The 26,337-nt window shown below is 38.6% G+C and carries 22 protein-coding genes; 15 read left to right on the top strand and 7 right to left on the bottom strand.

Annotation, left to right across the window (positions count from 1 at the left end):
• Positions 1-49: 49 nt before the first annotated feature.
• The 8 genes from O0V13_RS17130 to O0V13_RS17095 all read left to right on the top strand — a co-directional run bounded on the left by O0V13_RS17130 (position 50) and on the right by O0V13_RS17095 (position 9,192).
• Positions 50-871: an ROK family protein gene (locus tag O0V13_RS17130; protein WP_268036201.1), complete on the top strand. Its 822-nt coding sequence runs from the start codon at positions 50-52 to the stop codon at positions 869-871.
• A 176-nt stretch (positions 872-1,047) separates the two neighbouring features.
• Positions 1,048-2,391 (top strand): purple acid phosphatase family protein, encoded by a 1,344-nt coding sequence (locus O0V13_RS17125; protein WP_268036200.1) that lies wholly within the window; start codon positions 1,048-1,050, stop codon positions 2,389-2,391.
• Between the two features lie 104 nt (positions 2,392-2,495).
• Complete coding sequence (locus O0V13_RS17120) at positions 2,496-3,818, top strand: sulfatase family protein (RefSeq protein ID WP_268036199.1); 1,323 nt, start codon at positions 2,496-2,498, stop codon at positions 3,816-3,818.
• Positions 3,819-3,909: 91 nt separating this feature from the next.
• Complete coding sequence (locus tag O0V13_RS17115; RefSeq protein WP_268036198.1) at positions 3,910-4,584, top strand: response regulator transcription factor; 675 nt, start codon at positions 3,910-3,912, stop codon at positions 4,582-4,584.
• A complete protein-coding gene (porY, locus tag O0V13_RS17110) occupies positions 4,581-5,897 on the top strand; it encodes a sensor histidine kinase (RefSeq protein WP_268036197.1) in 1,317 nt (438 codons plus the stop codon). The genes O0V13_RS17115 and porY overlap by 4 nt, the downstream gene beginning before the upstream one ends.
• 32 nt (positions 5,898-5,929) lie before the next feature.
• Complete coding sequence (locus O0V13_RS17105; RefSeq protein WP_268036196.1) at positions 5,930-6,388, top strand: PepSY-like domain-containing protein; 459 nt, start codon at positions 5,930-5,932, stop codon at positions 6,386-6,388.
• Positions 6,378-8,789 (top strand): TonB-dependent receptor domain-containing protein, encoded by a 2,412-nt coding sequence (locus O0V13_RS17100; RefSeq protein WP_268036195.1) that lies wholly within the window; start codon positions 6,378-6,380, stop codon positions 8,787-8,789. Before O0V13_RS17105 ends, O0V13_RS17100 begins: the two co-directional genes overlap by 11 nt.
• 103 nt (positions 8,790-8,892) lie before the next feature.
• A complete protein-coding gene (locus O0V13_RS17095; RefSeq protein ID WP_268036194.1) occupies positions 8,893-9,192 on the top strand; it encodes a GNAT family N-acetyltransferase in 300 nt (99 codons plus the stop codon).
• A 79-nt stretch (positions 9,193-9,271) separates the two neighbouring features.
• On the opposite strand, the gene O0V13_RS17090 is transcribed toward O0V13_RS17095, so the two are convergent.
• Entirely contained in the window at positions 9,272-10,801 is a 1,530-nt protein-coding gene (locus O0V13_RS17090) for a M20/M25/M40 family metallo-hydrolase (RefSeq protein WP_268036193.1), read from the bottom strand.
• Positions 10,802-11,046: 245 nt separating this feature from the next.
• On the opposite strand from O0V13_RS17090, the gene O0V13_RS17085 reads away from it, so the two are divergent.
• From O0V13_RS17085 to arsS, 3 genes are all read left to right on the top strand, one after another.
• On the top strand, positions 11,047-11,643 hold the full coding sequence (locus O0V13_RS17085) for an aspartyl/asparaginyl beta-hydroxylase domain-containing protein (protein ID WP_268036192.1): 597 nt from the start codon (positions 11,047-11,049) through the stop codon (positions 11,641-11,643).
• A gap of 151 nt (positions 11,644-11,794) precedes the next feature.
• Positions 11,795-12,127 carry an arsenosugar biosynthesis-associated peroxidase-like protein gene (locus tag O0V13_RS17080; protein WP_073570760.1) on the top strand — a complete coding sequence of 111 codons (333 nt, stop codon included), beginning with the start codon at positions 11,795-11,797 and terminating at the stop codon, positions 12,125-12,127.
• A gap of 1 nt (position 12,128) precedes the next feature.
• The gene (arsS, locus tag O0V13_RS17075; RefSeq protein ID WP_268036191.1) at positions 12,129-13,160 is read left to right on the top strand and encodes an arsenosugar biosynthesis radical SAM (seleno)protein ArsS; all 1,032 of its coding nucleotides are present in this window, start codon (positions 12,129-12,131) and stop codon (positions 13,158-13,160) included.
• A gap of 51 nt (positions 13,161-13,211) precedes the next feature.
• Here the strand turns inward: arsS and ppsA are convergent, their stop codons facing one another.
• Positions 13,212-15,605 carry a phosphoenolpyruvate synthase gene (ppsA, locus tag O0V13_RS17070; RefSeq protein WP_268036190.1) on the bottom strand — a complete coding sequence of 798 codons (2,394 nt, stop codon included), beginning with the start codon at positions 15,603-15,605 and terminating at the stop codon, positions 13,212-13,214.
• A gap of 464 nt (positions 15,606-16,069) precedes the next feature.
• Between ppsA and O0V13_RS17065 the strand changes: the two genes are divergently transcribed.
• Positions 16,070-16,792: a DUF6088 family protein gene (locus O0V13_RS17065; protein ID WP_268036189.1), complete on the top strand. Its 723-nt coding sequence runs from the start codon at positions 16,070-16,072 to the stop codon at positions 16,790-16,792.
• Between the two features lie 88 nt (positions 16,793-16,880).
• Here the strand turns inward: O0V13_RS17065 and O0V13_RS17060 are convergent, their stop codons facing one another.
• The 4 genes from O0V13_RS17060 to O0V13_RS17045 form a co-directional block, all read right to left on the bottom strand.
• The gene (locus tag O0V13_RS17060) at positions 16,881-17,123 is read right to left on the bottom strand and encodes a hypothetical protein (protein ID WP_268036188.1); all 243 of its coding nucleotides are present in this window, start codon (positions 17,121-17,123) and stop codon (positions 16,881-16,883) included.
• Positions 17,116-17,997, bottom strand: a complete 882-nt coding sequence (locus tag O0V13_RS17055; protein WP_268036187.1) for a hypothetical protein — start codon at positions 17,995-17,997, stop codon at positions 17,116-17,118. The genes O0V13_RS17060 and O0V13_RS17055 overlap by 8 nt, the downstream gene beginning before the upstream one ends.
• 286 nt (positions 17,998-18,283) lie before the next feature.
• A complete protein-coding gene (locus tag O0V13_RS17050) occupies positions 18,284-21,844 on the bottom strand; it encodes a M1 family aminopeptidase (RefSeq protein ID WP_268036186.1) in 3,561 nt (1,186 codons plus the stop codon).
• A complete protein-coding gene (locus O0V13_RS17045) occupies positions 21,844-22,719 on the bottom strand; it encodes an ABC transporter ATP-binding protein (RefSeq protein WP_268036185.1) in 876 nt (291 codons plus the stop codon). Before O0V13_RS17045 ends, O0V13_RS17050 begins: the two co-directional genes overlap by 1 nt.
• A gap of 204 nt (positions 22,720-22,923) precedes the next feature.
• Here O0V13_RS17045 and O0V13_RS17040 point away from each other — a divergent pair, with 204 nt between their 5' ends.
• Positions 22,924-24,033: a sensor histidine kinase gene (locus tag O0V13_RS17040; RefSeq protein WP_268036184.1), complete on the top strand. Its 1,110-nt coding sequence runs from the start codon at positions 22,924-22,926 to the stop codon at positions 24,031-24,033.
• The gene (locus O0V13_RS17035) at positions 24,024-24,719 is read left to right on the top strand and encodes a LytR/AlgR family response regulator transcription factor (protein WP_268036183.1); all 696 of its coding nucleotides are present in this window, start codon (positions 24,024-24,026) and stop codon (positions 24,717-24,719) included. Before O0V13_RS17040 ends, O0V13_RS17035 begins: the two co-directional genes overlap by 10 nt.
• Here O0V13_RS17035 and O0V13_RS17030 read toward each other — a convergent pair.
• On the bottom strand, positions 24,716-25,207 hold the full coding sequence (locus O0V13_RS17030) for a hypothetical protein (RefSeq protein ID WP_268036182.1): 492 nt from the start codon (positions 25,205-25,207) through the stop codon (positions 24,716-24,718). The two genes, O0V13_RS17035 and O0V13_RS17030, sit on opposite strands and share 4 nt — an antisense overlap.
• 196 nt (positions 25,208-25,403) lie before the next feature.
• Here O0V13_RS17030 and O0V13_RS17025 point away from each other — a divergent pair, with 196 nt between their 5' ends.
• Positions 25,404-26,309 carry an NAD(P)/FAD-dependent oxidoreductase gene (locus O0V13_RS17025; protein ID WP_268036181.1) on the top strand — a complete coding sequence of 302 codons (906 nt, stop codon included), beginning with the start codon at positions 25,404-25,406 and terminating at the stop codon, positions 26,307-26,309.
• The last annotated feature ends 28 nt before the right edge of the window (positions 26,310-26,337 follow it).

Here is a 26,337-nt window from a genome sequence, read left to right as displayed (position 1 = left end):
TTTGAGATGTTTTTCTGGTAATTGAATAATTTGATTTTGACCCTCGTTTATGAACAATCAATTTTTAGGGATCGATTTGGGTGGCACCAAAATGCTATTAGTTTATGGAAAGATCCAACAAAAAATTCCAACAGGAAAGGAGTTTAATAGAGAGAATTTTAAATCTGCGATCCAAAATTTTATCAAAAAAAATCAACTCAATATTCAGGGTATTGGTTTGGCAGTGCCTGGTTTAGTCCAAAACAATAAAATCGTTGAGTGTGATGTTTTACCAAATTTGAAAGGTTGGTCTCCAGATCAAGATTGGAATGATTTACCGTTTAAAGTCTTCTTAAGCAATGATATTAAAGCAGCCTTGTCTCAGGAGTATGGGGATGTTGAAGATTCCTTTACTGGTGGTGTTATCATGGTGGGGACAGGTATAGGAGCGGCTTTGATCTCAGATAGTAAACCCATGTTGGGAGCTGATGGATGGGCTGGGGAGATGGGTTATTTTCCAATTCAATACAAAGGAGAAGTGAAGCGGTTGGATGAACTATCTGGTGGTCAATATATGGCAGATCGATTAGGAATGACTTCACAAGAAATGGTTTTGGAGGCTTCAATTGGAAATCAAAAGGTTTTAGAGGTAATCCGAGAAGGGGGATATTATCTGGGCTTAGCATTGGCAGGTTTAATCAATTTATTGAACCCCAATGAAATTTCTATTGGAGGAGGTACTATTCGATTACCCGGATATTGGGAAGCTTTGCTAGACTCCTGTCAGAAAAATGTGATTCCACAACTTTGGAAGTCAGATATGGTTCAAAAGGTGAAATCTGGAGAACAAATTGTTGCATTGGGAGCAATTAAAAGGATGCTACAGAGTTAATGAGTTCTGATTTTGAAAACTTTCTATGATTAACCATTCTAGTTTTAGTACTTTTAAAAGTATTTTATAGTTTTAAAAATAGGGTAGGGCTCTCAAATAATTTTTAAATTAAATAGTGGGAATTTAATCTTATTAAGAATAGCCTGATCTATTTACTTTTGGGTTTTAATAAGAAAATGTCATTTTACTTTTCAGAAATTAAGAATCATTTTAATTCTATCTTTTTCCTTTCACTAAGTATCAATTTTTTGATAATCGCTCAGGTCTTTGCTCAAGATGAGGCTTCAATTAAACTGAAACCACAATATCTGCCGAAAATCAATCCAGATAGAATTATCCTGAACCTGGCTGAGGATCCACTTGCAGCTGTCGGGATCAATTGGAGAACTGGGATCAGCGAAAAGGAATCTTTTTTGGAATTTGCAGTGGCAACTGACGGACCGGAACATGCTGAATCTCCTCTAAGAATAAAAGCCACCACCTCTTACCTAAAAACTCAGCAAGACGATGAGCCAGAGGTAGAAGCCCACTATCATGAGGTGGATTTGGATGGATTAAGTGCAGGAGAAACCTATGTTTATCGGGTTGGTAATGAGCGGGCTTGGAGTGAATGGTTTCAGTTTAAAATGCCTGAAAATGATCACAATGTCAGTTTTATTTACTTTGGAGATGCCCAAAATGAAGTGGCTTCGATGTGGAGTAGGGTCATTCGCGAAACCTATTTTCAGTATCCAAGAGTAGATTTTATGCTTTATGCAGGAGACTTGATCAACCATGAGGATTCTGATTATGAATGGGGAGAGTGGTTCGAAGCTGGAGGATTCATTCATTCTTCTACTCCGATCATGATGTCACCGGGAAATCATGAATATGCCAAGAACCCTGTAACCTTATCTCATCATTGGAGACCACAATTCAATCTTCCGACCAATGGTCCAAAAGGGTTGGAAGAGGTGGCTTATGAGGTCAATTATCCAGAGTTGAAAGTAATCTCTTTGGACGCGGAATTGATTGATGAAATTCCTGAGAAAAAGATGCTTCAGGTGGAATGGTTGGAAAAGATACTGACCGAAAATCCTAAGAAATGGACTGTGATTACTTTCCATTATCCGATTTTCTCAACCAAACCAGACCGGATCAATGAGGATATGATTGAGTTTATCCAGCCAATATTGGAAAAGTATAAAGTGGATTTGGTTCTTCAGGGCCATGATCATGCTTATGCTAGGGGAAGAGTCCTCAATCGTGATGGAAAAGATGTTATTGGGGAAGGCCCTATGTATGTTGTTTCAGTGGCTGGACCCAAAATGTATGATGTGGGGAATGATCCTTGGATGGACCGTAAAGCCTTCAATACACAGTTATTCCAATGGATTCAAATCAAAGAGGATAGGTTGGAATACAAGGCCTTTACAGCTAGGGGAGACCTTTATGATGCATTTGTTTTGGATAAAGATAAAGATGGAAATAATCACTTATCCAATCAGATTCCCAAGACACCAGAGCGCTTAGAGGAATAGGATAGATAAATCATTGACCATGATATGGCAGGGTAGAAGTCAAATTAAAGCTTTTTAACTTAAAGAAATAGCCCATGTAATATGACAATCGACCCTACCTCCTAATGAAAAGAATTAAGATAACTTACCTTTTAATAGTTTTTCTTGGTGTTGCTTATTCTTCTGCTTTTGCGCAGTCTGAAAAGCCCAATATCATTTACATCATATCAGATGATCAGGGATGGACAGACTTCGGGTTTATGGGGCATCCTCAAATTGAAACCCCTAATATAGATCGGCTGGCAAAAGAGTCACTTACCTTCACCCGAGGATACGTAACAGCTCCCCTTTGTAGTCCCTCATTGGCAACTTTGATTACCGGACTTTACCCTCAGCAAACAAAAATTACAGGCAATGATCCTCTCTTTGAGTCTAAAGAAAGAAGATATAGTCCTGAATGGCAGTTGGAAAGATCTAAAGAATATCAAATCTTTTTAAATGAATTTCAGAAAAGACCTACCATCCCTCAGACTCTAGGAAAGGCAGGGTATCTATCGCTTCAAACAGGGAAATGGTGGGGGAAAAGCTGGAAAGATGCCGGCTTTACCCATGGAATGACCCATGGCAATGCTGCAACCGGTGGAAGGCATGGAGACGCTGGTTTGGCAATTGGTAGGGAGGGAATGAAGCCGATTTATGATTTTATACAATTGGCGGGAAAGGAGGAAAAGCCCTTTATGGTTTGGTATGCGCCATTCTTGCCACATTCTCCACACACTCCACCGGATTCATTGTTACAAAAATATTTACCCAAAGCTCCATCTGAAGCAATTGCCAAATATTGGGCAATGTGCGAATGGCTGGATTTGACGGTGGGAGAGTTAATGAACTTTTTAAAAGAAAATTCTCTCGATAAAAATACAATGGTCGTATTTGTAGTTGATAATGGCTGGATTCAAAACCCCGATCAAACCAATCAGTTTATGCCGGGATCGAAACAAGATCCTGCCGATTTCGGGATCCGAACACCGATCATGTTTCACTGGCCTGGCCGTATTGCACCCAAAGTGGATACTACCCATTTGGTAAGTAGCGTAGATATTCCAACAACCACCTTAGCTGTTACAGGTCTGGAAGGAGTGACTCCCATGGAAGGGATAAATGTGTTGGATCAAGCTGCTTTGGAAACTCGAAAAAGTATCTATGCAGTGGATTTTTCTCATGATATGGTGGATGTACATGCCCCTGAGAAAAGTCTGGAGCATCGTGTGATCATTTCTGGTGATTGGAAGCTGATTTTAGCCGAACCGGAAAAAGGAATTGCTGTCCAACTCTATCAGATCAAAAAAGATCCATTTGAGAAAATCAATGTGGCAAACCAAAATCCTGAAGTCGTAAAGAAATTGACTCAAGAATTAGAAGACTGGTGGGAGAGGACTTCTAAATGAATACCTCTGGCTGAGGTAAGAATTCAAATTTCATTCAGAATTATTTCAATAAATTCTAAAAGTCTTCCAAATTGGGTTCCAATTTAGAATCATGAAAATCCTGCTTATTGAAGATGAAGAGAGCTTGGCAAAGGATGTGATTCAGTATTTGTCTGAAAAACAATACCTCTGCGAAATTGCCAAGGACTTTGATTCTGCTTCTGAAAAAATCCTCAATTACGAATATGATTGCATCCTTTTGGATTTGATGTTACCAGGAGGGAGTGGATTGGATTTGCTACAACTTTTGAAAAATGAGGGGAAACAAGAAGGGGTGATTATTATTTCTGCCAAGAACTCCCTTGAGGATAAAGTAAAAGGTTTAAACCTAGGAGCAGATGATTATTTGGCAAAACCATTTCACCAAGCCGAATTGGCTGCCCGAATAGAGTCATTGATTCGTCGAAGTCATTTTGATAGCCAAAATGTTAAAACCTTTGAAAACTTGAAAATTGATTTTTTGGCTAAAAAGGTTCAAGTGGATGAAATCGAAGTGGTTTTGACCAAAAAGGAGTATGATTTACTTCTGTTTTTCATAGGGAATAGAAATCGTGTTCTCTCCAAAAGTGCATTGGCAGAACATCTTTCGGGAGATTTTGCAGATATGTTTGATAGCCATGATTTTGTCTATGCACATGTCAAAAACTTGAAAAGAAAATTGAAAGATGCCGGCTGCAGTGAGATGATCAAAACTATCTATGGAACAGGGTATAAATGGGAAGCATGACCAAATTGCTACACAAGCCGCTCAAGGCATTTGCCATCTATTCACTGGTTATTTTATTGGTGAGTATCCCTGTTTACTTTCTGGTGATAGATTATATCTGGATATCAGAATTGGACGAAAACAATTGGCTTACCCTTCAACATACCCGTGAGAACCTGCAGAATAAATCCTATTCAGAAGAAGAATTGAAAGAGATTTCGTCAATCTGGGGGGATCTCCACCCGGGAGTTTCCTTGACAAAACTCAATGAGAAACCCAGTTTTCAAGACAGTGTATTTGAAGCTGTCAGACCCAATGTCTTTGATGTGGATGATGGAGAGGATAGATTTCGTGGATTGATTTCTTATATAGAATTGAATGGAAATTATTATAGAATATCTGTTGAGACTAATGTAGAGGAATCTGACGAAACAGTTTTTGCCATAGCAGTGGTTACATTCCTGTTTTTTATAGTCCTGGTAGGAGGGTTTATGGTTCTCAATAGGGCCATAGCTTCGAAAACCTGGAAACCTTTTTACCTCACTCTTGAGCGATTGAAAGACTTTAATTTATCCAAAGATCAATCTATTAATTTGCCGGAATCTGACATTCTCGAGTTTCAGGAAATGAACCATTCGTTGAGGAGCCTTTTGAATAATAATGTGGATGTATACCGACTTCAGAAATCATTCACGGAAAATGCTTCTCACGAACTACAGACTCCAATAGCCCTGCTCAAATCTAAAATGGATCTTTTATTTCAAGAAAAAGGTTTGAGCCCAGAAACACTTTCTTTATTGGAAGATATTCAAGCCCCTCTTTCTAGGCTTTCGAGGATCAATAAAAACCTTTTGGTCCTAGCCAAAGTGGAGAATTTTCAACTTTCAGAAAAAGAGGAATTGGATGTGTATGGATTTATACAAACATCCCAGATCCTTTTTGAGGATTATCTAAAGGAAAAGAATATCCTGTTGGAAGTAAAGGTTGAGAATTCCATTGAAATAGTTTCAAATTCTTTTCTACTGGAAACTTTGATTTATAACCTTTTTTCAAATGCGATCAGGCATAGTCCGAAAGATTCTTCTATTCAAATAGTACTTAAAAAAGATCTTCTTTCTTTCTCAAATTCAGGGGAGAAGGAATTGGATTCTCAGCATTTATTTGAGCGTTTTTCTACTTCTTCCGCCGAAAAAATCAGTAGTGGACTAGGACTTTCAATCGTTAAGGAAATAGTCAAACAAAACAATTGGGAAATTCACTATAAATTCTTGAAGTCTTTTCATGTTTTTGAGCTTAGGTTTCCAAATTCTAAATTTCTTCCAAATCCTTCCTGACATTGCCCGAGTAACATAAAATACTCGTAACAATGAAAAATCAATTTTATATGGGGATCCTCATCTTGGGATTTTCTTTCCAGGCATGTGATTCAGAAAAATCCAACAAAGAGGTTCCGATGACAGTAAAGGAAGCGTTTGGCTCAAGATTCCCAGAAGCAAAAAATGTAGAATGGGGACGCGAAAATGAAGAGGAGTGGGAAGCAGAATTTTCCTTGGAAGGACATGAATATTCCTCTAATTTTTCAAATTCTGGAGATTGGCTTGAAACTGAGACAGAAGTAGCTATAGATGAAATACCAGCAGATATAATTAATTTGCTTAATCAGGAATTTACTGATTATGACCTTGAATTTTCTGAAAGAGTGGAATCTCCCGAGGGAATAGCTTATGAATTTGGAATTGAAGTTGATGAAGATGAATACGAGGTGTTGATCGATTCAAGAGGCAAAATTGAGAAGAAAATTGAAAATGAATCTGATGAAGATTAATCTGAGTCTATTAGCTTTTTGTCTTTTTTTTCCTTTGTTAGCTTTTGCACAAGTCTCTGAAGTAACTATTTCTGGACTAGTAAAAGATAAAAGTTCAGGTGAGCCAATTCCTTTCGCCAATGTTGTACTTAAATCAAGCAATGATGCGGCTTTTGTATCCGGAACTATCACGCAGGAAAATGGTCAATTTACGCTTGTTGAAATCAAGCCCGGAGATTATACTCTTGAACTGACTTTTTTGGGCTTTCAAACTTTGCAATCGCCCTTGTTTGTCGGAGCCAATTCAGAATACCTGGATTTGGGTTCCTTATTTCTAGAGGAAGATGCGCAACAGCTTGATGAAGTGGTAGTACAAGCAAATGCGGAAGCCATTTCCAATGCCTTGGATAAAAAGACCTATGCTCTGGATCAAAATATTAGTCAGAGTGGAGGATCAGTTCTTCAGTCAATGAGTAATCTGCCTGGAATTACGATTCAAGATAGTCAGGTTCAGCTTCGAGGAAACTCCCAAGTGATGGTTTTAATTGATGGAAAGCAAACTGCGATTACAGGTTTCGGTAGTCAAAATGGTTTGGAAAATATTCCCTCTTCAGCAGTGGAGCGAATTGAAATCATCAATAATCCATCTGCAAAATATGATGCAAATGGAAATGCCGGAATTATCAATATTATCCTAAAAAAGGATGACCAATATGGATTGAATGGGACGTTCGGACTTACAACAGGTTTGGGTGCCCTTTGGGTGAGAAAGGAAAACCTTCCGGGAATTCGTCCTCAATACTCAGCAACCCCTAAAATCAACCCCTCGCTTTCCTTAAACTATCGAAAGAAAAAACTCAATCTTTTTCTCCAGGCAGATAATCTGTATACAAAGACTTTGAATAAGAATGAGTTTGTTACTCGTACCTACGATGATGGAACTGTTATCAATCAACAATTGAAAAGGAATAGAAATACAAATTTCTTCACTTCCAAGGCCGGACTTGATTGGTTGATTAATGATCAAAATACGTTGACAGTCTCAGGCTTTTTTAGTCAGGAGTCAATCAAGGACTATGGAGACCAGCCTTTTTTCAATGGAAACACTGGGGAAAGCTACCGACTTTGGCAATTTCTGGAAGATGAGGTATTGACAGCATATATGGGATCTGTTGCTTATGAACATAAATTCTCACAACCCGGACAAAAATTGAATATTGGATTCAATTATACTTTTGATCGGGAGGATGAGAAGTATTTCTTTTCAAATTCCACTTCAGATTTCTCAACTGAAGAATCCTTTTTTCTGATAGCGGATCAAAAAGTGGCTGATTTTACTTTAGATTACAGTAAACCTTTTAAACATGGGTTTTTAGAGACAGGGTTCAAATTTAGGAGAAGGACCATTCCCACAAATATGCAATTCAATCCTTCTCAAACTAATTCAGTCTTGGATGCAGGTGCTGATGGTTTGGCCACTTACAAGGAAACTATCCCGGCAGTGTATGGAAATTATACTTATGAGGTTCGGAAGCTTGAAGCTGAACTAGGAATGCGCTTGGAATATGTCAACTTAAAATACGAAGTAGACCCAAACCATAATACTTATCGAAGTGATGGATATGATTATTTCCAGCCTTTTCCCAATGCAAGACTGACTTATAAATTCGATAATAAAAATAAGTTGTCCGCTTTCTTCAATAGAAGGGTAGATAGACCTGACGAAGTGGACATCCGGATCTTCCCAAAATATGATGATGCAGAAATCATCAAAGTTGGAAATCCCGCCTTAAAGCCTCAATTCACAAATACTTTTGAATTGGGATATAAGAATGAATGGGAGACTGGTTCATTGTATACAGCAGCCTATCACAAGATTTCTGACGGTACTATAACAAGGATAGCTACGACGGTGGATAATTCTACCTTGATATACAATATTTCTCAAAATGCCGGTAAAAGTTATAATTCAGGAATGGAGATCGTCTTGAGTCAAGATTTATCAGATCGCATTAGCCTAAATTTGAACCTGAATGGGTATAGAAATCAGATTGATGCTTTTTCTGTTGATGTTTTATATCCCATTGAGCAAACTTTGGATATTGAAAAGCAGGAAATGTTTTCAGGAAACGTAAAACTAAATGGAAACTTTAAGTTTGGGCAAAACACTGAAGCACAATTGACCGCAGTATATTTGGCGCCAGATATTATCCCTCAGGGAAGAATCGAGGGACGCTTTTCAGTGGATGCAGGAGTGAAAAAAGCTATTCAGAATGGACGAGGAAGTCTTTTTGCCAATGCTACTGATTTATTCAATTCCCTTGTGATCAAAAAAACAATCAATGGGACAGGCTTTAACTATACCAGCTCAGATTATTATGAAACTCAAGTGATAAGATTAGGCTACTCTTATAAATTTTAAATAAATGGAATGAAGATGTGACCTTTTTCAATTTTCCTGTCTAAAGAGTAAATGATGGTTGAAATAACAGTCATTTGAATTCATCTTTTAAGGCAAATTGATCATGTTTTACGATCTTCTCTATAGTCCTAAGAAATGCAGATTTGAATTTGAGGTCGAAGACCACATTTATGCATATATCTACTTTAGAAGAAATGAGGATCTATTTGAACTGTTTTTCACTTTTGTTCCAGAAGAATTCAGAAGAAAAGGCATAGGTGAAGACTTGGTAATGAAAACCTTGGACTTCATCAAAAAATCAGGTTGGCAAGAATTTGCCACTTGTCCTTTTGTCCAGACTGTCAAGAGTAAAGTTGCAAAATCACACCCTAGAAGAAGTAATAGACAATTTCAATCGGTTTAGCATACAAAGTCTATATTTCTTCAAAACAAAAAGGACCTATTCAAACTAGGTCCTTTTTCATTTATATGGATTTGGGATTTTATTCTTCGGTCATCGGTTTCCTTGGAAGCATTTCATCTCTTTGAGCTGTGTTGTATACAAATGATGCAATAACCACGGCCATTTGTCTTAAATCATCCAACTCCAATCGTTCGAATGTATCCATGTTTGTATGGTGTGTTCTGGTTCGGTATTCAATTGGATCTTGAATAAATTGGAAACCAGGGATTCCCAAGGCATCAAAACTTTGGTGATCGGTCCCACCAGTATTGCTGATAGTAATAGTTCTATCCGCTACGATATCATCCAATGGTGCAAACCATTCATTGAAAATTGGCTCAACTTGAGCATTTCCCTGAAGATAGATACCTCTGACTCTACCGGTACCGTTATCGATATTGTAGTAAGCAGAGATTTTCTCATGTTCAGGTTTCATTTCTTTGGTTTCACGATCTCCAAAATGGTTTTTTACATACCCTCTAGATCCATGAAGACCTTGTTCTTCACCGCCCCAAAGAGCAATTCGGACTGTTCTTTTTGGTTGAAGACCTGTTGCTTGTAGAATTCTAACTGCCTCCATCATTACGATACAGCCTGCTGCATTGTCTGTTGCGCCATTTGCTCCGTGCCAAGAATCTAGGTGACCTCCAAGCATTACGACTTCCGCTTTAAGGCTTGGATCAGAACCAGGGATTTCAGCAATAACATTATAGCCTTGCATATCATCATTTAGGTACCTAGTCTTTATTTCTGCTTCAACTTCTACATCTACGCCATTTTCCATCAATCTAGCCATCAAATTCACATTTTCAGGAGCTGTTTCTAATTCCGGAATACCTTCTGGAGTGTCTTTCAAATATCCTCTAGGGCTACTTGTAAATAGTGTTCCGTGGCGTCCATTAACACCTTTGATGATCAAAGCTGCTCCTTCTTCAGCGATAAACTCATTTACTTTTTGAGCAAATGCTCGTTGTGCCATAAACTGGGCTCTCATTTCTGGAGTGAAGCTGCTTTGTCTTGGCGCAGGATGTTCCATCCCATGCAATTGCTCCACTGTGAATCGAACAGCATCCGGTTCAAAAGTAGGCTCTTGAGTCCCTGTTGGCTTGATTGCGATGATAGCTCCTTTGAGTTTGCCTTTGTATTTTTCAAAGTCCTCATCCTTTTGGATATCTAAGAAAACCACTTTGCCACTTACTTCGCCCTTAGTGCTTTCAGTCCAGGCTTTTGGAATGGCAATAAATGGCATGTAATAAGGCTTCGTCATAGCCACGTAGCTCTTTTCCATTTCCCAACCTCTACCGAATTCTCCCCAAGCCTCAGTAGTTGCATTTTGTAAGCCCCAATCCGAAAGCTGTTTTACAGCATAGTCAGTTGCTCTTTTATATCCTTCAGAATTGCTTAATCTTGGACCGGCTTTGTCAACTAATTGGAATGCAATCTCCTCGACATGGGAATTATCAAAGCCTTCCTTTTTGATTTTTTCAATTGCATCCAGGTCAATCTTCTCCTGAGCAAAGGTCAAACCTGCCAAAAGTAGTGCAGGCATGAGTAAAAGTTTTCTCTTCATAAATATTGGGTTGGTGTTGATGATTTATTTACTATTTGTAAAATAACGTTCAATTTAAGCTTAAAATCAGGACCTAAAATGCTGCTCATGTAAAAGAGGGATGAATTTACAGCTAGAAATGTCAAAAATGAGGGTAATCTGAAGGAAGAGCTTTTTTCATGAAAAGGATAGCGTTTGATCTTTTGCCAAAGCTTTCCCCTTAATTTATTATCTTCCATCACAGATTTTTTAAAACAATTAAGTCGATGGAAAACATTACTGAAACGAATTCTAAGAAGTTTGATCGGGTCAAATTGCCTTTTGAATTTGATGTGAATGCCTTGCAAAGGGATGTTGGAGCCCTAGCTCAAAGAAATTTTATTTATTATAGTGTTATACCTCTACGAGCTCCAGCTCACCAAGTAGATGCTTCTATTCCATTTCCTCCACCAGCAGAGGATTATGCTGATGGCACTTGGACGGATTGGTTGGATACTGAGGAATTGACTCAATCCCCAGCATTGTTGAGTGTGGTTGATTTCTTTAGACAAAACACCACGGTTAATTTGGTGAGGTTGCTCAGATTGGAGCCAGGTGCAATTGTAAAAGAGCATACTGATCCTACTTTGGCTTTGGAGGAAGAAAAATCTATGATTCGTTTGACGATTCCCATTTTCAATAATGATCAAGTGGAATTCATTCTAAATGATGAGCTAGTTCCCATGAAGCCAGGGGAATGCTGGTATCTAAAATTGAATGATCCTCATCGAGTGAATAATTTGGGAACTGAGGAGCGAATTAATTTGACGATCGATGTGATTCCCAATGATTGGATTCGGGATGTGATTTCGAAAAGCGTTTAGAAGATCTACGAATACCATTTTTAGAACCATTATTCGGGAGGAATAATGGTTTTTTGTTTTGAAGGGTTCAAATTCTTAGAACCCTCTTAGTAGTTTTACTGTTGAGTAACTGTAAAATCTATTTAATTAACCAACACATTTCCCTACATACATGGAAACCTACTACAATCCAGAAGACTTAAAGAAATTTGGTAAAATCGGCGACTTTCAAAAGGACTTGGCTGATAAATTTTTTGATTATTACGGAGAGGTCTTCAAGGAAGGTGCATTGACGGCTCGTGAAAAATCACTAATTGCCTTGGCTGTTGCCCATACTGTACAATGTCCTTATTGCATTGATGCGTATACTTCAGATACCTTGGAAAAAGGCTGTACTGAAGAGCAATTGATGGAAGCAGTCCATGTTGCTGGTGCGATTAGAGGTGGTGCTTCATTGGTTCATGGCGTTCAGATGATGAATCAGGCCAAAAAGAAAATGATGTAATATGAAGTCATTGAAGGCCCAAGGGCATGCATTTTCAGAAAGTACCCAACAGCTCGAGCAATTAAATAAAAATGGGTTTGAACCCTTCAAAGAGAAGCTTCAAAATATTGGATTATTCCCTTTGAAACCAACTGGCATCGATATTTTCCAGATGAATCTGGGGAAAATGTGCAATCAAACCTGTCAACATTGTCATGTGGATGCTGGTCCCGATAGAAAAGAGATCATGACCCGGGAAACCATGCAGTATTGCTTGGATATTTTGGCAAAATCCAATATCCAATCAGTGGACTTAACAGGTGGAGCCCCAGAAATGAACCCTGATTTCCGTTGGTTGGTAGAGGAAGCTGCCGGACTGGGAAAACATATCATTGACAGGTGCAATTTGACCATCATCAATGCCAATAAAAAGTACCATGATCTTCCTCGGTTTTTTGCAGATCATAAAGTGGAGGTGGTCTCTTCATTGCCCCATTACACCGCTTTTCGAACAGATAGACAGCGAGGGGACGGTGTTTTTGACCGATCCATTGATGCGATGAAAAGATTGAATGAGGTAGGGTACGGGATTGAAGGTTCTGGTTTGGAATTCAATTTGGTTTACAATCCAACGGGTGCAATTTTACCCGGGCCTCAGGCTTCTTTGGAAGCGGATTACAAGCGTGAACTCAAAAGGAAATTTGGAGTAGAGTTCAATAACCTCTTTGTCATTACCAATATGCCCATCAGCAGATTCTTGGAATATTTGCTTAGAAGTGGCAATTATGAGGAATATATGCAGACTTTGATTGATTCATTTAACCCTGTTGCTGCTTCAGGTGTGATGTGTAGAAACACCCTTTCCATTGGGTGGGACGGATATCTTTATGATTGTGATTTCAATCAGATGTTGGATTTAAAAGTGAATGGAAATGCTCAGCATGTTTCCGAGTTCGATTTGAAAGCTTTAGAGAAAAGAGAAATCGTATTGGATCAGCATTGCTATGGCTGTACAGCTGGGCTTGGCTCTAGTTGTGGAGGTCAGACCTCTTAAATTTCCGAGTTATCCATTGAGTGATGTACGAAATGGATACCTCTGAAAGAATCAACCTTTGGATAATTCCTTTTCCGCCAATGTGATATTTTCTATCCCGCTTATCAGTGCATCGGGGTTAAATGAGATACTGTCTATTTTCTGGGAGACCAGAAAACGTGTAAAATCAGGAAAATCACTTGGAGCCTGTCCACAGAGACCTATTTTAATTCCATTGGCATGTGCAGCTTCAATTAACCTTTGAATCAATTGTTCCACCGCCGAATTCTTTTCATCAAAGAGGTGATGAATGACGGTGGAATCCCTGTCCACTCCTAATGTCAGCTGGGTAAGATCATTGGATCCTATCGAAAAACCGTCAAATAGTTTAGCAAATTCATCTGCTAGAATTGCATTGCTAGGTAGCTCTGCCATCACATAGATTTCCATTCCGTTTTTGCCTCTTTCCAACCCAAAGACTTTCATAGTTTCCAGTACTTTTTCAGCTTCTTCTAGGGTGCGACAAAATGGAATCATGATTTTTATGTTGTTCATTCCCATTTCATCTCTGAGAAGTTTGATAGCTTCACATTCCAAAGCAAATCCATCTTTATAGTTCTCATGATAATACCTGGATGCTCCTCTAAAACCAATCATGGGGTTTTCCTCATCTGGTTCAAAGGAGCTTCCTCCCAATAACCGAGCATATTCATTTGTTTTAAAATCGCTCATCCGTACAATTACTTCCTTAGGATAAAAGGCAGCTGCGACCAATCCTAAATGTTGAGCTAGAGTTGAAATGAAATATTCTTTTTTATTCTTGAAAAGAGCTGTTCTTTTTTCAATGGCAATCTTTTCTGGCCCTTTTGGTATTCGGTCAAAATGGGCCAAAGCCATGGGATGAATTCCAATGACATCTGCTATTATAAATTCCATTCGAAGAAGACCTACACCTTGGTTGGGATATCGAGAGAGATGAAAAGCTTGAAAAGGGTTTGCAAGGATGAATTTGGGTTCTGTTTTGGTAGTGATTTGTCTTGAAAATGAAACCTCTTTTTCTTCCCAATTGATTTCTCCATCATAGATATAACCTGTGTCACCTTCAATGCAAGAAACGGTAATCACTTGACCGTTTTTAAGCTTTTTTGTGGCATTTTGAGTTCCAACCACAGCATGAATTCCCAATTCTCTAGCTACAATACTGGCATGACTTGTCCTTCCACCCTTATTGGTTACAATACTGACTGCTTTACGAAGCATTGGATTCCAATCAGGGCTTGTAATATCTGCTACAATAATATCTCCTTCCTTTACTTTCTTTTCATCTGCAAGACTTTTCACTATGCAAACTCTACCGGAAATGATTGACCTGCCGACTGCAGTTCCGGAGCAAATTGGTTTTGGCTTAGACAGAATTCGATATTCTTTCTCCTGAATGGTGCTATTATCTTTCTGAGAGTGGATTGTCTCTGGCCTGGCCTGAACAATATACAGATCTCCCGAATTACCGTCTTTTGCCCACTCAATATCCATGGGCATACCATAGTGTTCTTCAATTTTATTACAGTCTATTCCCAGTTTTTCCACTTCTGAATCTGTTAAGGAAAACTTATTCCTATCCTTAGCTGGAGTTGGGGTAGTTTTGATTGGCTTTGAACCCTTGTCTGTATACACCATTTTAGTCTGTTTGGCTCCCAGTTTTTTATAAAGTATTCGTGGCTTGTTTTCTTTCAGAAAAGGTTTGAATAAATAAAACTCATCAGGGTTGACCGCACCTTGGACGATGTTTTCTCCTAATCCGTAGATAGATGTGATATAAACGATGTTATCAAATCCACTTTCAGGGTCCAAAGTAAAGGCTACTCCAGCCGAGCCTAAATCAGATCTGACCATCTTTTGGACTCCAACAGATAAATAGACCTTCATTTGATCAAAGCCATTATCCAAACGGTATTTAATAGCTCTGTCATTGAAAAGTGATATGTAGCATTTTTGAATAGCATGGATCAGGTTTGTCAGTCCACTGATGTTTAAAAAACTATCATGTTGCCCGGCAAAACTTGCTGTGGGAAGGTCTTCAGCAGTGGCGCTGCTCCGAACCGCAAATGTTTCATTTTTCCTAGCTAGTGGTTCATAGAATTTTGAAATGGAATCCATGATTTCTTGGGGGAATTCCCCCTTTCCAATAATATTTCGGCAGGCTTTTCCGACTTCTGCCAGATTGCTCAGGCCTTCTTTGTCAAGTTTATCTACCTGTTCTTTCAGTGGATTGAATAGGTCATTTTGTCCCAAATATTCTTGAAAAGCCTTCGCAGTCAATGCAAAACCCTCAGGGATTTTGATTCCAAGTGGTTCTAATTTTTGTGTCATTTCACCGAGAGAGGCATTCTTTCCCCCAACTTTGTCGATATCCTCATTTGAAACTTGGGATAATGGAATGCAATAGGGATCAATTGAATTTTTCATAGGAGCAATCTGATTAGAGAGCGTTTATGTATCGGGTCAAGAGTTTCATTAAGCATGGCTTCATATGAACCAAAATGGACTAAATTGATATTAATATAGGGTTTTTAAAAATTAAGAAACCAAATAATACCCAGTAATACCACCAAATGGTGTAGCTGTGTTGTACCCGTTTTTTGACAGGAATTCCGAAACTTAAGGCTATAAAATCACTCTCATTATGGCCTCAATCAAGATTGTACTTTAAGACAAATAAAGAGAAAAAAGACGATACTTGCCCTCTTACTCTTCTGATTATCAAAGATTGAAAGACGCGCTTTATTTTTGATGCAAGTACATTCCTGAAAAAGGCGGGGACGCCAATCCAAAATAAACTTGACGTTTTTATTTAGAGAAGGCTGAACTTTTGTCCAGTTTATTATAGAAAAAACTGGACAAGTGATTATCTTTGTGATAGAATTACAAGTATGAAAGTCACCGATTTAGTCGAAACCAAAATTGACCGACTGCCCAAAGGGCATGTCTTTACCTTCTCCGATGTCAGTTCAGGACAGGAAGGGAAAGAAGCTGTCATAAAAGCCCTGAACCGAATGGTGCGTGTTGGAAAGCTTGAAAAACTGGCAAAAGGCAAATTCTATAAGCCTGAAGCAACAGTTTTCGGCAAGTTAAAGCCTGACCTAAATCAGGTAGTAAAAGACCTCTTAGAAAGAGATGGAAAGACGATTGGTTATCTTACAGGTTTGAGCATTTACAGCCAGCTTGGCCTGACTACGCAGGTCAGCAACCTCATACAAATTGGAAAGAATGATATACGCCCCAAATTGAAGCGGGGACGCTATACTATTTCTTTTATCCAGCAAAAAAACCCGATCACACAAGACAACATTCCATTGCTTCAGATTTTGGATGCAATCCGCTATATCAAAAAAATTCCTGATACGTCGGTAACCAGTGCGTTTAAGCGCATCCGTTCCATTATCGACAGCCTTTCATTTGCCGACAAGCAAAAGGCGATGAAGCTGGCCTTAAAATATCCACCATCTACACGGGCAATCCTGGGAGCTGTATTGGATACCACTCAAAACCGCATTGACACGGATTCCTTGCGTAAATCACTTAACCCCATCACTACTTATACTTTGGGAATTGCGGAGGAATGGCCAGTTGTCGAAAAATGGAATATCACATGAGATTGCACGAAAACAAACAGCTCTTCCGACAGGCTATCCAGTTTACTTCTCAACAAATGGACATTCCTGAAATCTATGTGGAGAAAGATTATCGACCAACATTCTCATAGTTCAGCTGTTTTCCTCCTTGGACACCTTCTAAATCTTTGTCGGCTTCAAGCATTTTCCAATGGTCAAGGTGTAGATACATACCTTTTGCCAACCCCTCATAAGTTGGATCAAAATCAATTCTAGGGCAAAATTTTAGAATGAAAGGATTTGGGTTTAACCGAAACCCATTGTGATGTGTATCTGGCTGAACCTTTTGGAGTTCTATTAATAAATCATCCATCCTCTTGAGTTCTTCGGAAAATTGCTTTACCATCATCTGAATCCATCATTTTGTATTGAACCATTACAAATGACCCAAAGGTCTCATTGAAATAGATCAAATCTGTTCCAGTCTGCTTTTCCAATGGTAATCGATTTGCTAAGACGACTGTCAGCTTGTTTACTCGATCATCACGAAAAACAGTGGAGCCATGGGACTGAGATTTCAAAAAATCATATCCTGGAAAGCTCTTTAGATCGTTCGCAATAACTTGATCTTCTAATAAATATACATCTTGCAAACCGTCCAAAAATGATTCGGGAGCTGAATCACTTTTTAATGACCAAGACCTAAGCCTACCTCTGTCAATACCTGCAATGGTCATTGCTGTTGCAACAGCATCTTTCTGTTGGCCTAACAATTTTTTGGTATTGGTGCTGAGTCTTTTAAATCTTTCCCTACTTCTCCTACTAAATTGAGAGAGGATGTCTTCAGTATTTGGAAATAAATCAATTACTGTATCAATAAAATATTCAGAACTCCTTGGTGGAAGAAGTCCTCCATAACTTAGCTTTTCATTTACAGTGTTCCTAACCTTTCCCGAAACCTCTTCGAGTATGGGATCCGAAGGTATCGGATTTTTTAATTTGATGGGGTCAATTATATTCAGCCGCCGCGGATTTGTACCAGCTCTCATTCCCTTTTTTGCAAAAGCAATATAGGCTATCCGATCCTGATCGTCGAAAATAAAACAAAGTAATGGAAGGCTCCTGCTTAATTCAAAATCATCGACAGGCTCGGAAAAACGGTATTCCTCATTAACAGTCTCCTCGAAAAGTGAATAACGGTTTTGATCCATTTTCAAAATGAAAACTCTAATATTTAAATCCTCCATAATTGCATTTCCAAATATTTAGGTTTGCGATAAAAATAGTACATATGATGAGCTTCAGCATAAAAAGCTCCCATAAAGAAAATCCCATCCTACCCAAAACTAAAATCTGGATAGGACAGTGATTGTTTTTTAAAAGCACCCTCAATTATTTATAGCTTCCTTCAATTATTCAAAACGATGATAAATGTCAATCTGTGATTTCCCTTTGAGACGGGGAATACTGGCCTTTATTCATTTTGGGAAAGTAGAGCACCCAAAGGGGTTACATTATTTTTCCGTTTTATTCTTAATCTGAAATTCTCTGGAATGGAAAGAAATTATCAGTTCGGTTTGGATCGGGTCGGGTTCCCCAAGGGTCCAATCCCATCCATATAGGCTGATACTCAGATTCAATCTGGATTTTTCCTTCACCAGAAAGTATTTTGACCTGGGTCTCAAGGATGATGTCTTCTATGGAAAGCTTGTCTTTGGGATGGCTTTTCAGAGCTGAAATAGTAATCAGTTCATTCATTGGGATTTCGTGAATGGATCCATCCCGATTTGTTCTGAATTTCAGGGCTTTGTAAGTGAGTTCTGTCCGGTATTTTCCACCTTTGATCCGATGGGTCTGAACGTCTTTAATTGATAGCTCATAATGAATCATATCTTCAAGACTTTCCTCTATTTGGAGTAGTTGCGAAGCATTCAGCCCCTGCTTCAACTCATGGAGAAACTGTTCCATGGTCAGGGTAGGATCAGGTGATTTTCGACTTTCATCAATTACTTTTCTCAGAGTCGAAATCACTTTTTTCCTACCTATTGCCTCTTCAATTGCCAAAAGGCTCAGCAAACTCTTTCCATAAGATAAGTAGCTTTGAGCCTCCATTTTGCTGATGGGTTTTTCCAATTCCTGAGCTGAAGCCTTTCCCCTGAAATAAACCTGATTGGCTTGATCAGTCAATCGCCACAAATCACCTTTTCCATTGAGTGATTCCATCAAAATGGCCTCTGAATATTTGGCTAGCCCTTCCACAAAAAATCCTGCACCCGGAAGATTTTTTGGAGCCAAAAGATGACCAAACCATTGATGGGCTACTTCATGGATGATCCGTTTTTTTTGGAGATCAAATTGGTTATTTCCCGAGGGTTTAATTTGAAAAAAGTTGCCTTCAACCATGCTGATGACTCCAGGATGGGCGTAGCCTCCAAATCCCCAAAAGTCAGGTATTTCTACAACTCCCAAGGTTTCATAAGGATAAGGGCCGAAATAATTTTCCAGTATATTCAATCCCTTTGAAATGGTTTCCAAATGTTGCTTGTTTTGGTCGGAATGTTCTGGGAGTGAGAAAACCTGAATGGTTTTACCATTGGTTTCCAAACTGCTTTTTTCATAATTCCCTGAGAAAAATGCAATCGCAGGAAGGATCTTTTCTTGGCTTTGAAATTGAAAATGAGATCTATTCCCGATGGAACTTTGGTTGATGAGATCTCCACTGGATATAACTATTTGAGGAGACTCAGTACTGATTATGGCTTGAAATTTTACTTTCACCAAGTTTTTTTCGATTCGGTCATGGGACTCTCTAAGAGAAAAAGAACTTGGTTTTTCTGGTAAACTCCTTCGCTTTCTTTCCTGTGGATCTTGGATTTCCCTGGATTCCGAGTAGCCAAAATAAGGAGCGAAGTCACGGAAGTTTAAATAAGTACCATTGGATTGTATGGATTTTACTGAATGAAATATCTGGGTAGAATCACCAGTTTCAAATGAAAAAGAAAGAGATTCTCCGGGTTCAATTACATGGTCGAAATGCAGAATGGAAACACCTAGTTTTTCATTTTTCTCTAGGTGATCTAAGGATTCTACCCAGAAGTCCTTCAATGGTGTTTTTTCTGTGACCATCATTTGTTTGATAGGAAGCGGTCCGGGATTTTGAAGCTTTCCGGAAACAAGTGCAAGGAATTTGCCTTCGGATGGAAAAAGATCTACGTCTATTTTCAGTTCAGAGAAGTTAAGAATGGGATTTTTCTCAAAGGATTTGTAGAAAACTTCGTACTCATAGGAGTTTTGGATCCATTCTTTTGGAGATTGATAGATTGACTTTTGATTTAATCGTATTAAGCCAAAGATCAATAAAATTGAAAAGGAGAGAATTGAAAAAGCTAGAATTAACTTTGAGATAGAAGTTCTGGTGGTTTTTTGAATTCGTTGCCAACCCCATTGTGCTTTTTGAAAAGTAAAAGTCAAAAGAATCATCGAAACAAAAATCCATAAAAAGGAATAATACCAGAATGTCTTCCATTCATGGACCCAACCAGCAAGATCACTGTAGACAGGTATAGGTATTTTTCCTAGAAATAAAAATGGATGGCTTAATCCCAAGGCTGGCCCCAAAGGACCGTGAACTAAAGCGAATAGAATCACGGAAATCCCCATTCCTACATATTTGGTAGGGGAGAAGCTTTGGATGATTAAAAACAGGATGGCATAAATCAACCAAGTGATTCCAGGATGCAGAAATAGGATCAATAAGGCAAGACTATGGTGCGAGATTTGGCCTTGAATAGCTTGGAAACCCCAGCAAAGGAATAGGGTTATAAAAATTAGAAGAGTAAGACTTAGTAATAAGCTGGAAAACCTTGCGCCAAATAGTAGTCCATTTCCTGTTGGAGTAGCACTTAGAATTTCAACAAATCGTTGTTCTTTGGTTCTCCAGGTAAGTTCCCCCGAGAAGAATAACAAAATCAGAACACCAAAAATCAGTAAGGGTTGCTGGACTCTATCCATCAAAATAGTAGAACTGGGAAGGTATTGTTCTCCATAAGCACCGCCAGCATAGATTTTATCATATATTTCCGGGAAAGCCAACAAGAACCATAATCCTACAATGGCCCAGAAAGCCCAGTTTTTAAAAATGAATTGAAGGTCCAATTGAAGTAGACTTCCAAAGGGCTTTAGAAACAAATTCTGAATTTGTTTGGGTATAGGATTAAGTTGTTTAGGCTTTTGGTAAAGTTCTTCCTTTGCTTCTTTTGTTTTCCCTTTTTCACTAAGCTCTGGTCTCAAATTGAGACGAAAATAGGCCCCAATCAAAAAAGTCGATGTAAGGACTGTCCATAAAATACGATTCCATAAGAGTAAACCTGTAAATGACACAGATTGGTTGTTTTTTTCAAAGGGAGTCCAATAGGTGGTTTGCTCAAAAAAGGCAGAAAGACCAAAAGGATCGAGTAAAGCTGCCCAATAAAGGTCTTCTGTGGATTTTGGGGTGGTGTTGGCTAATAGGGGTGAGTTGAAATAAATGGAGCAGATAATATACAGTACATAAATGAAGACCGAGGAAGCATAAATTGCCAGGCTGTTTTTACTCAAAAGTCCAGTGCAAAAAATAATACTCCCACAAATTAGAGTAGATGGAATCAATAATATTCCCATGACCGAAAGGCTGGAATTAAATGAAATTGGACCATATCGCTCAGGGTCTAAATCTGAAAAATAGATGCCCAAATAGAATCCCACCAAAGCGCAAACAACCAAAACGAGCGTCATTGCATGAATTCCGAGCCATCGAACCAGGAAGAAGTCTTTCTTTGAAAGTGGGGTGGAAAAAATCAAGCCTTCCATACCATATTTTTTCTCTCTGAGGATGGAGTGATCTACCAAAAACATCAAAGCAAAGACAATTCCAAGGCTTAAAAGTCCCATTTTGAAAAAGAGCACGTATTCGGAGGTATAATTAACTCCCGCTGGAACAGCACCTTGAAATCCCAGTAAAAATGAAAATGCAGCAAAACCTAATGCAAATGCTGGAACTGCCCAATTCTTCAACAAATACCGGAACTCAAATGAAAGTAAAGAAAGAAAAGTCATCAAGAGTTGATTTGGAGTGTGTAGAAATAAAAGTCTTCCAATTGGGGTTTTTCAGGAATAAATTCCCCTTCTAAAGGGAATTCTGAGAAAACTCGAATCCAAGTTTGACCTGCATTCAGACGCTTGGATAGGACCTTGTGATTTTCTGAGAACTTTTTAAGTTCTGATTTTTCTATTCTTTTTGACCAGATTTTTCCCTTTAGCTTTTCAACCAAGATTTGAGGATTACCCTGAGCAAATAATTTTCCTTTAAAGAGAATTGCCATTTGTGCACACAATTCTTGAACATCATCCACCAAGTGAGTGGAGAGGATGACAATTCTGTTTTCTCCTACCTCGCTGAGCAAGTTCAAAAAACGGTTTCTTTCTTCTGGATCCAGTCCTGCAGTGGGTTCATCGACTATGATCAATTGAGGGTTTCCCAAAAGGGCCTGAGCAATTCCAAACCGTTGCTTCATCCCTCCTGAGTAGGTGGAAACAGCTTTATTTCTTTCAGAATAAAGATTGGTTTGATTTAGTAAAAAATCGATTTGCTGTGTTCTCTCATGTTTATTCCCTATCCCTTTGAGTATGGCGATATGGTTTAGTAGTTCTTTGGCAGAAAGTTTTGGAAATACCCCGAATTCTTGAGGAAGGTAGCCAAGAGATGCACGTAAGAAATCGGGATGATCTGAAACGGATTTTTTATTAAAAAGAACCTTCCCTTGACTGGGTTCCTGAAGACTGGCAATAGTTCTCATCAGACTTGATTTACCGGCTCCATTGGGACCCAAAAGTCCAAACATTCCATTAGAGATTTTCAAATTGATGGAATTGAGTGCTAATGTACCGTTGGAATAGGATTTTGAGAGGTTTTGAAGCTCAAGTGTGTTCATCTTTCCGAGTTTTTTTGATGAACTAAATTTCAGGCAACTGATTAGACTAATAAAAAATAAAGGATCAGTGCCAGTAGATTGAGGATGAAGTTCAATCAGGGGTGTTTGAACCTGAAAAAATAGGTTTGGATTAAATTCATCCTCAAAATTGGACAGTTTGACATATAAATTTTCAGATGGAAATTCAGATGGTATTTTTAGAATATGATTTTAAAAAGCAAGGTTTTTAAGTCTTTGTTCTGGGGATTGCTGATTACTGGATCCACTACCTTTTTGATGGCAAGAATGGGTGCAATTAACATCGATTCTACTGCCTATCTTGAAAACGGATTGATTTTGGGGTCTTGGTGGATTGTCACCAGCTTGGTCTTTTTTTACAGTAGTGCTTTCAAAGTCAATAAAATGCTTCTTTGGAAAGTTCTAGGGTTGGCTGGTTTTCTGACATTGCTTTTGTTGATAGATCAATGGATGGCAATGCCGGATAATCCTGTCTCAATTTTACTATTAATTCTATTTTGGATGGGCATTGCTTGGGTGATTGACCCTCGATTTTTTATCCGGTTTAGGGTTTTGATTGGTGGGACCTATGGCTTGATTGCAGCACTTTTTTTAGTCCTCAGGTTTCAGTCAAATTATCATGAACAGAATCATGAGATTGCCATTCTTCTCTTGATTGCTCCCGTCCCCTTGTTTTTATTGCTTTGGGTTTTTGAGCATTGGAAAAGTGTGAAAAATCTTGAAATAGCCAAAAATGAGGCTGAATTGGAAATGCTGAAAAATCAGATAAACCCGCACTTCTTTTTTAATACCTTAAATAATTTGTATGGCCTTTGCGTTGAAAAATCAGATTTGGCAGCTCCTATGGTATTGAAGCTTTCTGAAATGATGCGGTATACCATTTACAAAGGGAAAGAAAAGGAAGTGTTGATCAGTGAGGAAGTAGAGTATTTGGAGAGTTTTTTGGATTTACATAAAATGAGGTATCACTTTGATCCGGATATTAATTTCGAAGTAGCAATCCAAGAAGATCACAGAATCAGTCCGCTTTTGTTTTTGGTTTTGGTCGAGAATGCATTTAAACATGGATTAGAGCCTCTAGCTGAAAAAGGCTGGATCCGGATATTCCTTGAATCCAAGGGGGAAAAAGTGAAGTTTAAAGTGGAAAATAACTTTGATGGAAGGTCAAAGGAGGTAGGAATAGGGCTGGAAAATCTGAAGAGGAGACTTGAATTGAGATATCCGGACCAATTCTCTCTCAATAGGGGTGAAAAAAATGGTGAATATTCAGTGGAAATGGAGATTCGATGGAAGTGATTAAGTATGTAATTGTGGACGATGAACCGATCGCCCATAGGATCATTGAGGGATATGCAGAAAACTTCCCAATCTTAGCAAAGGCAGGAAACTTTTTTAATGGTTTTGAGGCTATGGTATTTTTCAAATCAGCTTCCGTTGATCTGATCTTTCTGGATATCCAAATGCCTAAATTAACAGGCTATGAATTTCTGAAATCCCTTAAAAACCCTCCAAAAGTCATTGTCACCACAGCTTATCAGGAATTCGCATTAGAAGGCTATGAATTGGATGTGGTGGATTACCTTCTAAAACCATTTAGTCTGGACCGCTTTGCCAAATCCATTCAAAAAGTTATTCCGGATATAGGACCTATACCTATTCCAAAAGAGGAGGATTCAGGTAAAATATTTTTGAAGTCTGACAAGAAATTCGTTCAACTGGAAAAGCGCGCTATCCTTTATGTCCAGGCATTGGGGAATTATTCCAAAGTATTTCACCAGGAGGGAATGTTGATTTGCCCGGATAAGATTTCTGATCTGGAGGCGAAGTTGGGGACAAATCTGTTTCTTCGAGTCCACAAATCCTATTTGGTAAATACCGCCCAAATTAAGATGATAGAAGGGAACCGCCTTTTTGTAAAGGAGCAGGAAATTCCAATCGGTGTCACCTACAAAACGGAAGTAAACCGATTATTGGGATTTTAATCTTGCAGGACAAAGTCTGAATAACCGGCACAGAGGTTTACCCTGGCGTTTGCTAAAATATCGTTGCAAGGGTAAGAAATCGAAAAGGCAGTATTTTCTGATTTAAATTCAATCGTCCCCACCTGGATCAATCCTGAATTTTCTAAATATTTCATTAACTCCGATTGAGAAAAGCATTCGGAAAATGCAGCTGGATCCAATCCCCAATAGGAGTTGATTGTATAGGTAAATTCATTCCCCTTCAATGTGTAGTTGCCCTCACTGATGGTGTAGTAGCATCTTTGGTTTTGCTCATTCAATCGATACTCCTCAATCTTTAATTCGCCAGTACCTTGAAATGTCATTTCAACATATAGGGGATTGTCAACAGAACCCAACAAATTTCCCAAATAAGTGCCATCCAACTGTGTTAATGGAGTTTCTTCTTCAGAACTACAGGAAAATAATCCAAAAATTAGGAGCAAGGAAAGCAAAAAGTATGGTTTCATAGGCGTTGGTTGAGTTTTTAGCAAAAAGTAATCTTGTTGAAATAATTTACGAAATTTTTAGAATTGAGGATGGGGTTTTTCGGTGATTTCTTAAAATATTTAAAAATAGGGGGTTCGGGAACTTTGTTTATGCAATTATGTTGCAATAAATAATGTAATTTTTTAATTGCATTTCTTTTATTCAAAACTATTTAACATGAACCAATCCCAATTTGATGTCATCATCATCGGAGGAAGCTATGCCGGACTTTCAGCAGCTATGTCCTTAGGAAGATCGATGAGAAACGTCCTTGTTCTCGATTCAGGAAAGCCTTGTAATCGATCCACCCCTTTTAGTCATAATTTTATAACTCAAGATGGTAAAGCACCAGACTTGATTCGGTCTGAGGCCTTGGAACAAGTACTTCGGTATCCTACCGTTCAATATTTATCCGAAAAAGCTGTTTCAGCTCTAAAAAATGAATTCGGGTTTTCTCTTCAAACCGAGAATGGCCAATCATTTATCTCAAAGAAGTTAGTCTTTGCTACTGGGATAAAAGATCAATTGCTGGAAATTCCAGGATTTTCGCAATGCTGGGGTAAAACAATTATCCATTGTCCTTATTGCCATGGATATGAATTCAGGGGTAAAAAAACAGGAATCCTTGCATCAGGAGCTAAAGCTATGCATTTAACTCCCATGGTATATAACCTGACAAAGAATCTTCATCTATTCACTCAAGGTGAATCCGGGTTGGAGGGTCAAGACCTTATAAAGTTGAAGGAAAAGGGAATACAGGTGTGGGATTCTCCAATTCTGAAATTCGAAAATGAAAAAGGCATTCTTAAAGGGATCCAGTTTAAGGATGGAAGTTTTCAAGAATTTGATGCTGTATATGCTGCCATTCCATTTATCCAACATAGTCCTATTCCTCAAGCTTTAGGATGTGAACTCAATGAGCATGGCTTCATTCAAATAAACCAATTCCAGGAAACCACTGTCTCGGGTGTCTTTGCCTGTGGGGACAATTCCTCTCCATTACGATCCGTTGCCAACGCGGTTTATGCCGGAAATTTCACTGGAGCCATAATAAATAAGTTCTTGGTGGATGAAGAGTTTTAATATACAGTTCTGGAATAACATTAACCTA

The organism is Algoriphagus sp. PAP.12 (assembly GCF_026652115.1).
Taxonomy (GTDB): Bacteria; Bacteroidota; Bacteroidia; order Cytophagales; family Cyclobacteriaceae; genus Algoriphagus.
The sequence above is the reverse complement of the archived record's forward strand: the minus strand, read 5'-3'. Positions and strand labels throughout refer to the sequence as shown.

Excerpts from the sequence above, each read along its gene's own strand:
- O0V13_RS17130 (WP_268036201.1), top strand. The coding sequence starts at position 50 with ATGAACAATCAATTTTTAGGGATCGATTTGGGTGGCACCAAAATGCTA.
- O0V13_RS17125 (WP_268036200.1), top strand. The coding sequence starts at position 1,048 with ATGTCATTTTACTTTTCAGAAATTAAGAATCATTTTAATTCTATCTTT.
- O0V13_RS17120 (WP_268036199.1), top strand. The coding sequence starts at position 2,496 with ATGAAAAGAATTAAGATAACTTACCTTTTAATAGTTTTTCTTGGTGTT.
- O0V13_RS17115 (WP_268036198.1), top strand. The coding sequence starts at position 3,910 with ATGAAAATCCTGCTTATTGAAGATGAAGAGAGCTTGGCAAAGGATGTG.
- porY (WP_268036197.1), top strand. The coding sequence starts at position 4,581 with ATGACCAAATTGCTACACAAGCCGCTCAAGGCATTTGCCATCTATTCA.
- O0V13_RS17105 (WP_268036196.1), top strand. The coding sequence starts at position 5,930 with ATGAAAAATCAATTTTATATGGGGATCCTCATCTTGGGATTTTCTTTC.
- O0V13_RS17100 (WP_268036195.1), top strand. The coding sequence starts at position 6,378 with ATGAAGATTAATCTGAGTCTATTAGCTTTTTGTCTTTTTTTTCCTTTG.
- O0V13_RS17095 (WP_268036194.1), top strand. The coding sequence starts at position 8,893 with ATGTTTTACGATCTTCTCTATAGTCCTAAGAAATGCAGATTTGAATTT.
- O0V13_RS17090 (WP_268036193.1), bottom strand. The coding sequence starts at position 10,801 with ATGAAGAGAAAACTTTTACTCATGCCTGCACTACTTTTGGCAGGTTTG.
- O0V13_RS17085 (WP_268036192.1), top strand. The coding sequence starts at position 11,047 with ATGGAAAACATTACTGAAACGAATTCTAAGAAGTTTGATCGGGTCAAA.
- O0V13_RS17080 (WP_073570760.1), top strand. The coding sequence starts at position 11,795 with ATGGAAACCTACTACAATCCAGAAGACTTAAAGAAATTTGGTAAAATC.
- arsS (WP_268036191.1), top strand. The coding sequence starts at position 12,129 with ATGAAGTCATTGAAGGCCCAAGGGCATGCATTTTCAGAAAGTACCCAA.
- ppsA (WP_268036190.1), bottom strand. The coding sequence starts at position 15,605 with ATGAAAAATTCAATTGATCCCTATTGCATTCCATTATCCCAAGTTTCA.
- O0V13_RS17065 (WP_268036189.1), top strand. The coding sequence starts at position 16,070 with ATGAAAGTCACCGATTTAGTCGAAACCAAAATTGACCGACTGCCCAAA.
- O0V13_RS17060 (WP_268036188.1), bottom strand. The coding sequence starts at position 17,123 with ATGGATGATTTATTAATAGAACTCCAAAAGGTTCAGCCAGATACACAT.
- O0V13_RS17055 (WP_268036187.1), bottom strand. The coding sequence starts at position 17,997 with ATGGAGGATTTAAATATTAGAGTTTTCATTTTGAAAATGGATCAAAAC.
- O0V13_RS17050 (WP_268036186.1), bottom strand. The coding sequence starts at position 21,844 with ATGACTTTTCTTTCTTTACTTTCATTTGAGTTCCGGTATTTGTTGAAG.
- O0V13_RS17045 (WP_268036185.1), bottom strand. The coding sequence starts at position 22,719 with ATGAACACACTTGAGCTTCAAAACCTCTCAAAATCCTATTCCAACGGT.
- O0V13_RS17040 (WP_268036184.1), top strand. The coding sequence starts at position 22,924 with ATGATTTTAAAAAGCAAGGTTTTTAAGTCTTTGTTCTGGGGATTGCTG.
- O0V13_RS17035 (WP_268036183.1), top strand. The coding sequence starts at position 24,024 with ATGGAAGTGATTAAGTATGTAATTGTGGACGATGAACCGATCGCCCAT.
- O0V13_RS17030 (WP_268036182.1), bottom strand. The coding sequence starts at position 25,207 with ATGAAACCATACTTTTTGCTTTCCTTGCTCCTAATTTTTGGATTATTT.
- O0V13_RS17025 (WP_268036181.1), top strand. The coding sequence starts at position 25,404 with ATGAACCAATCCCAATTTGATGTCATCATCATCGGAGGAAGCTATGCC.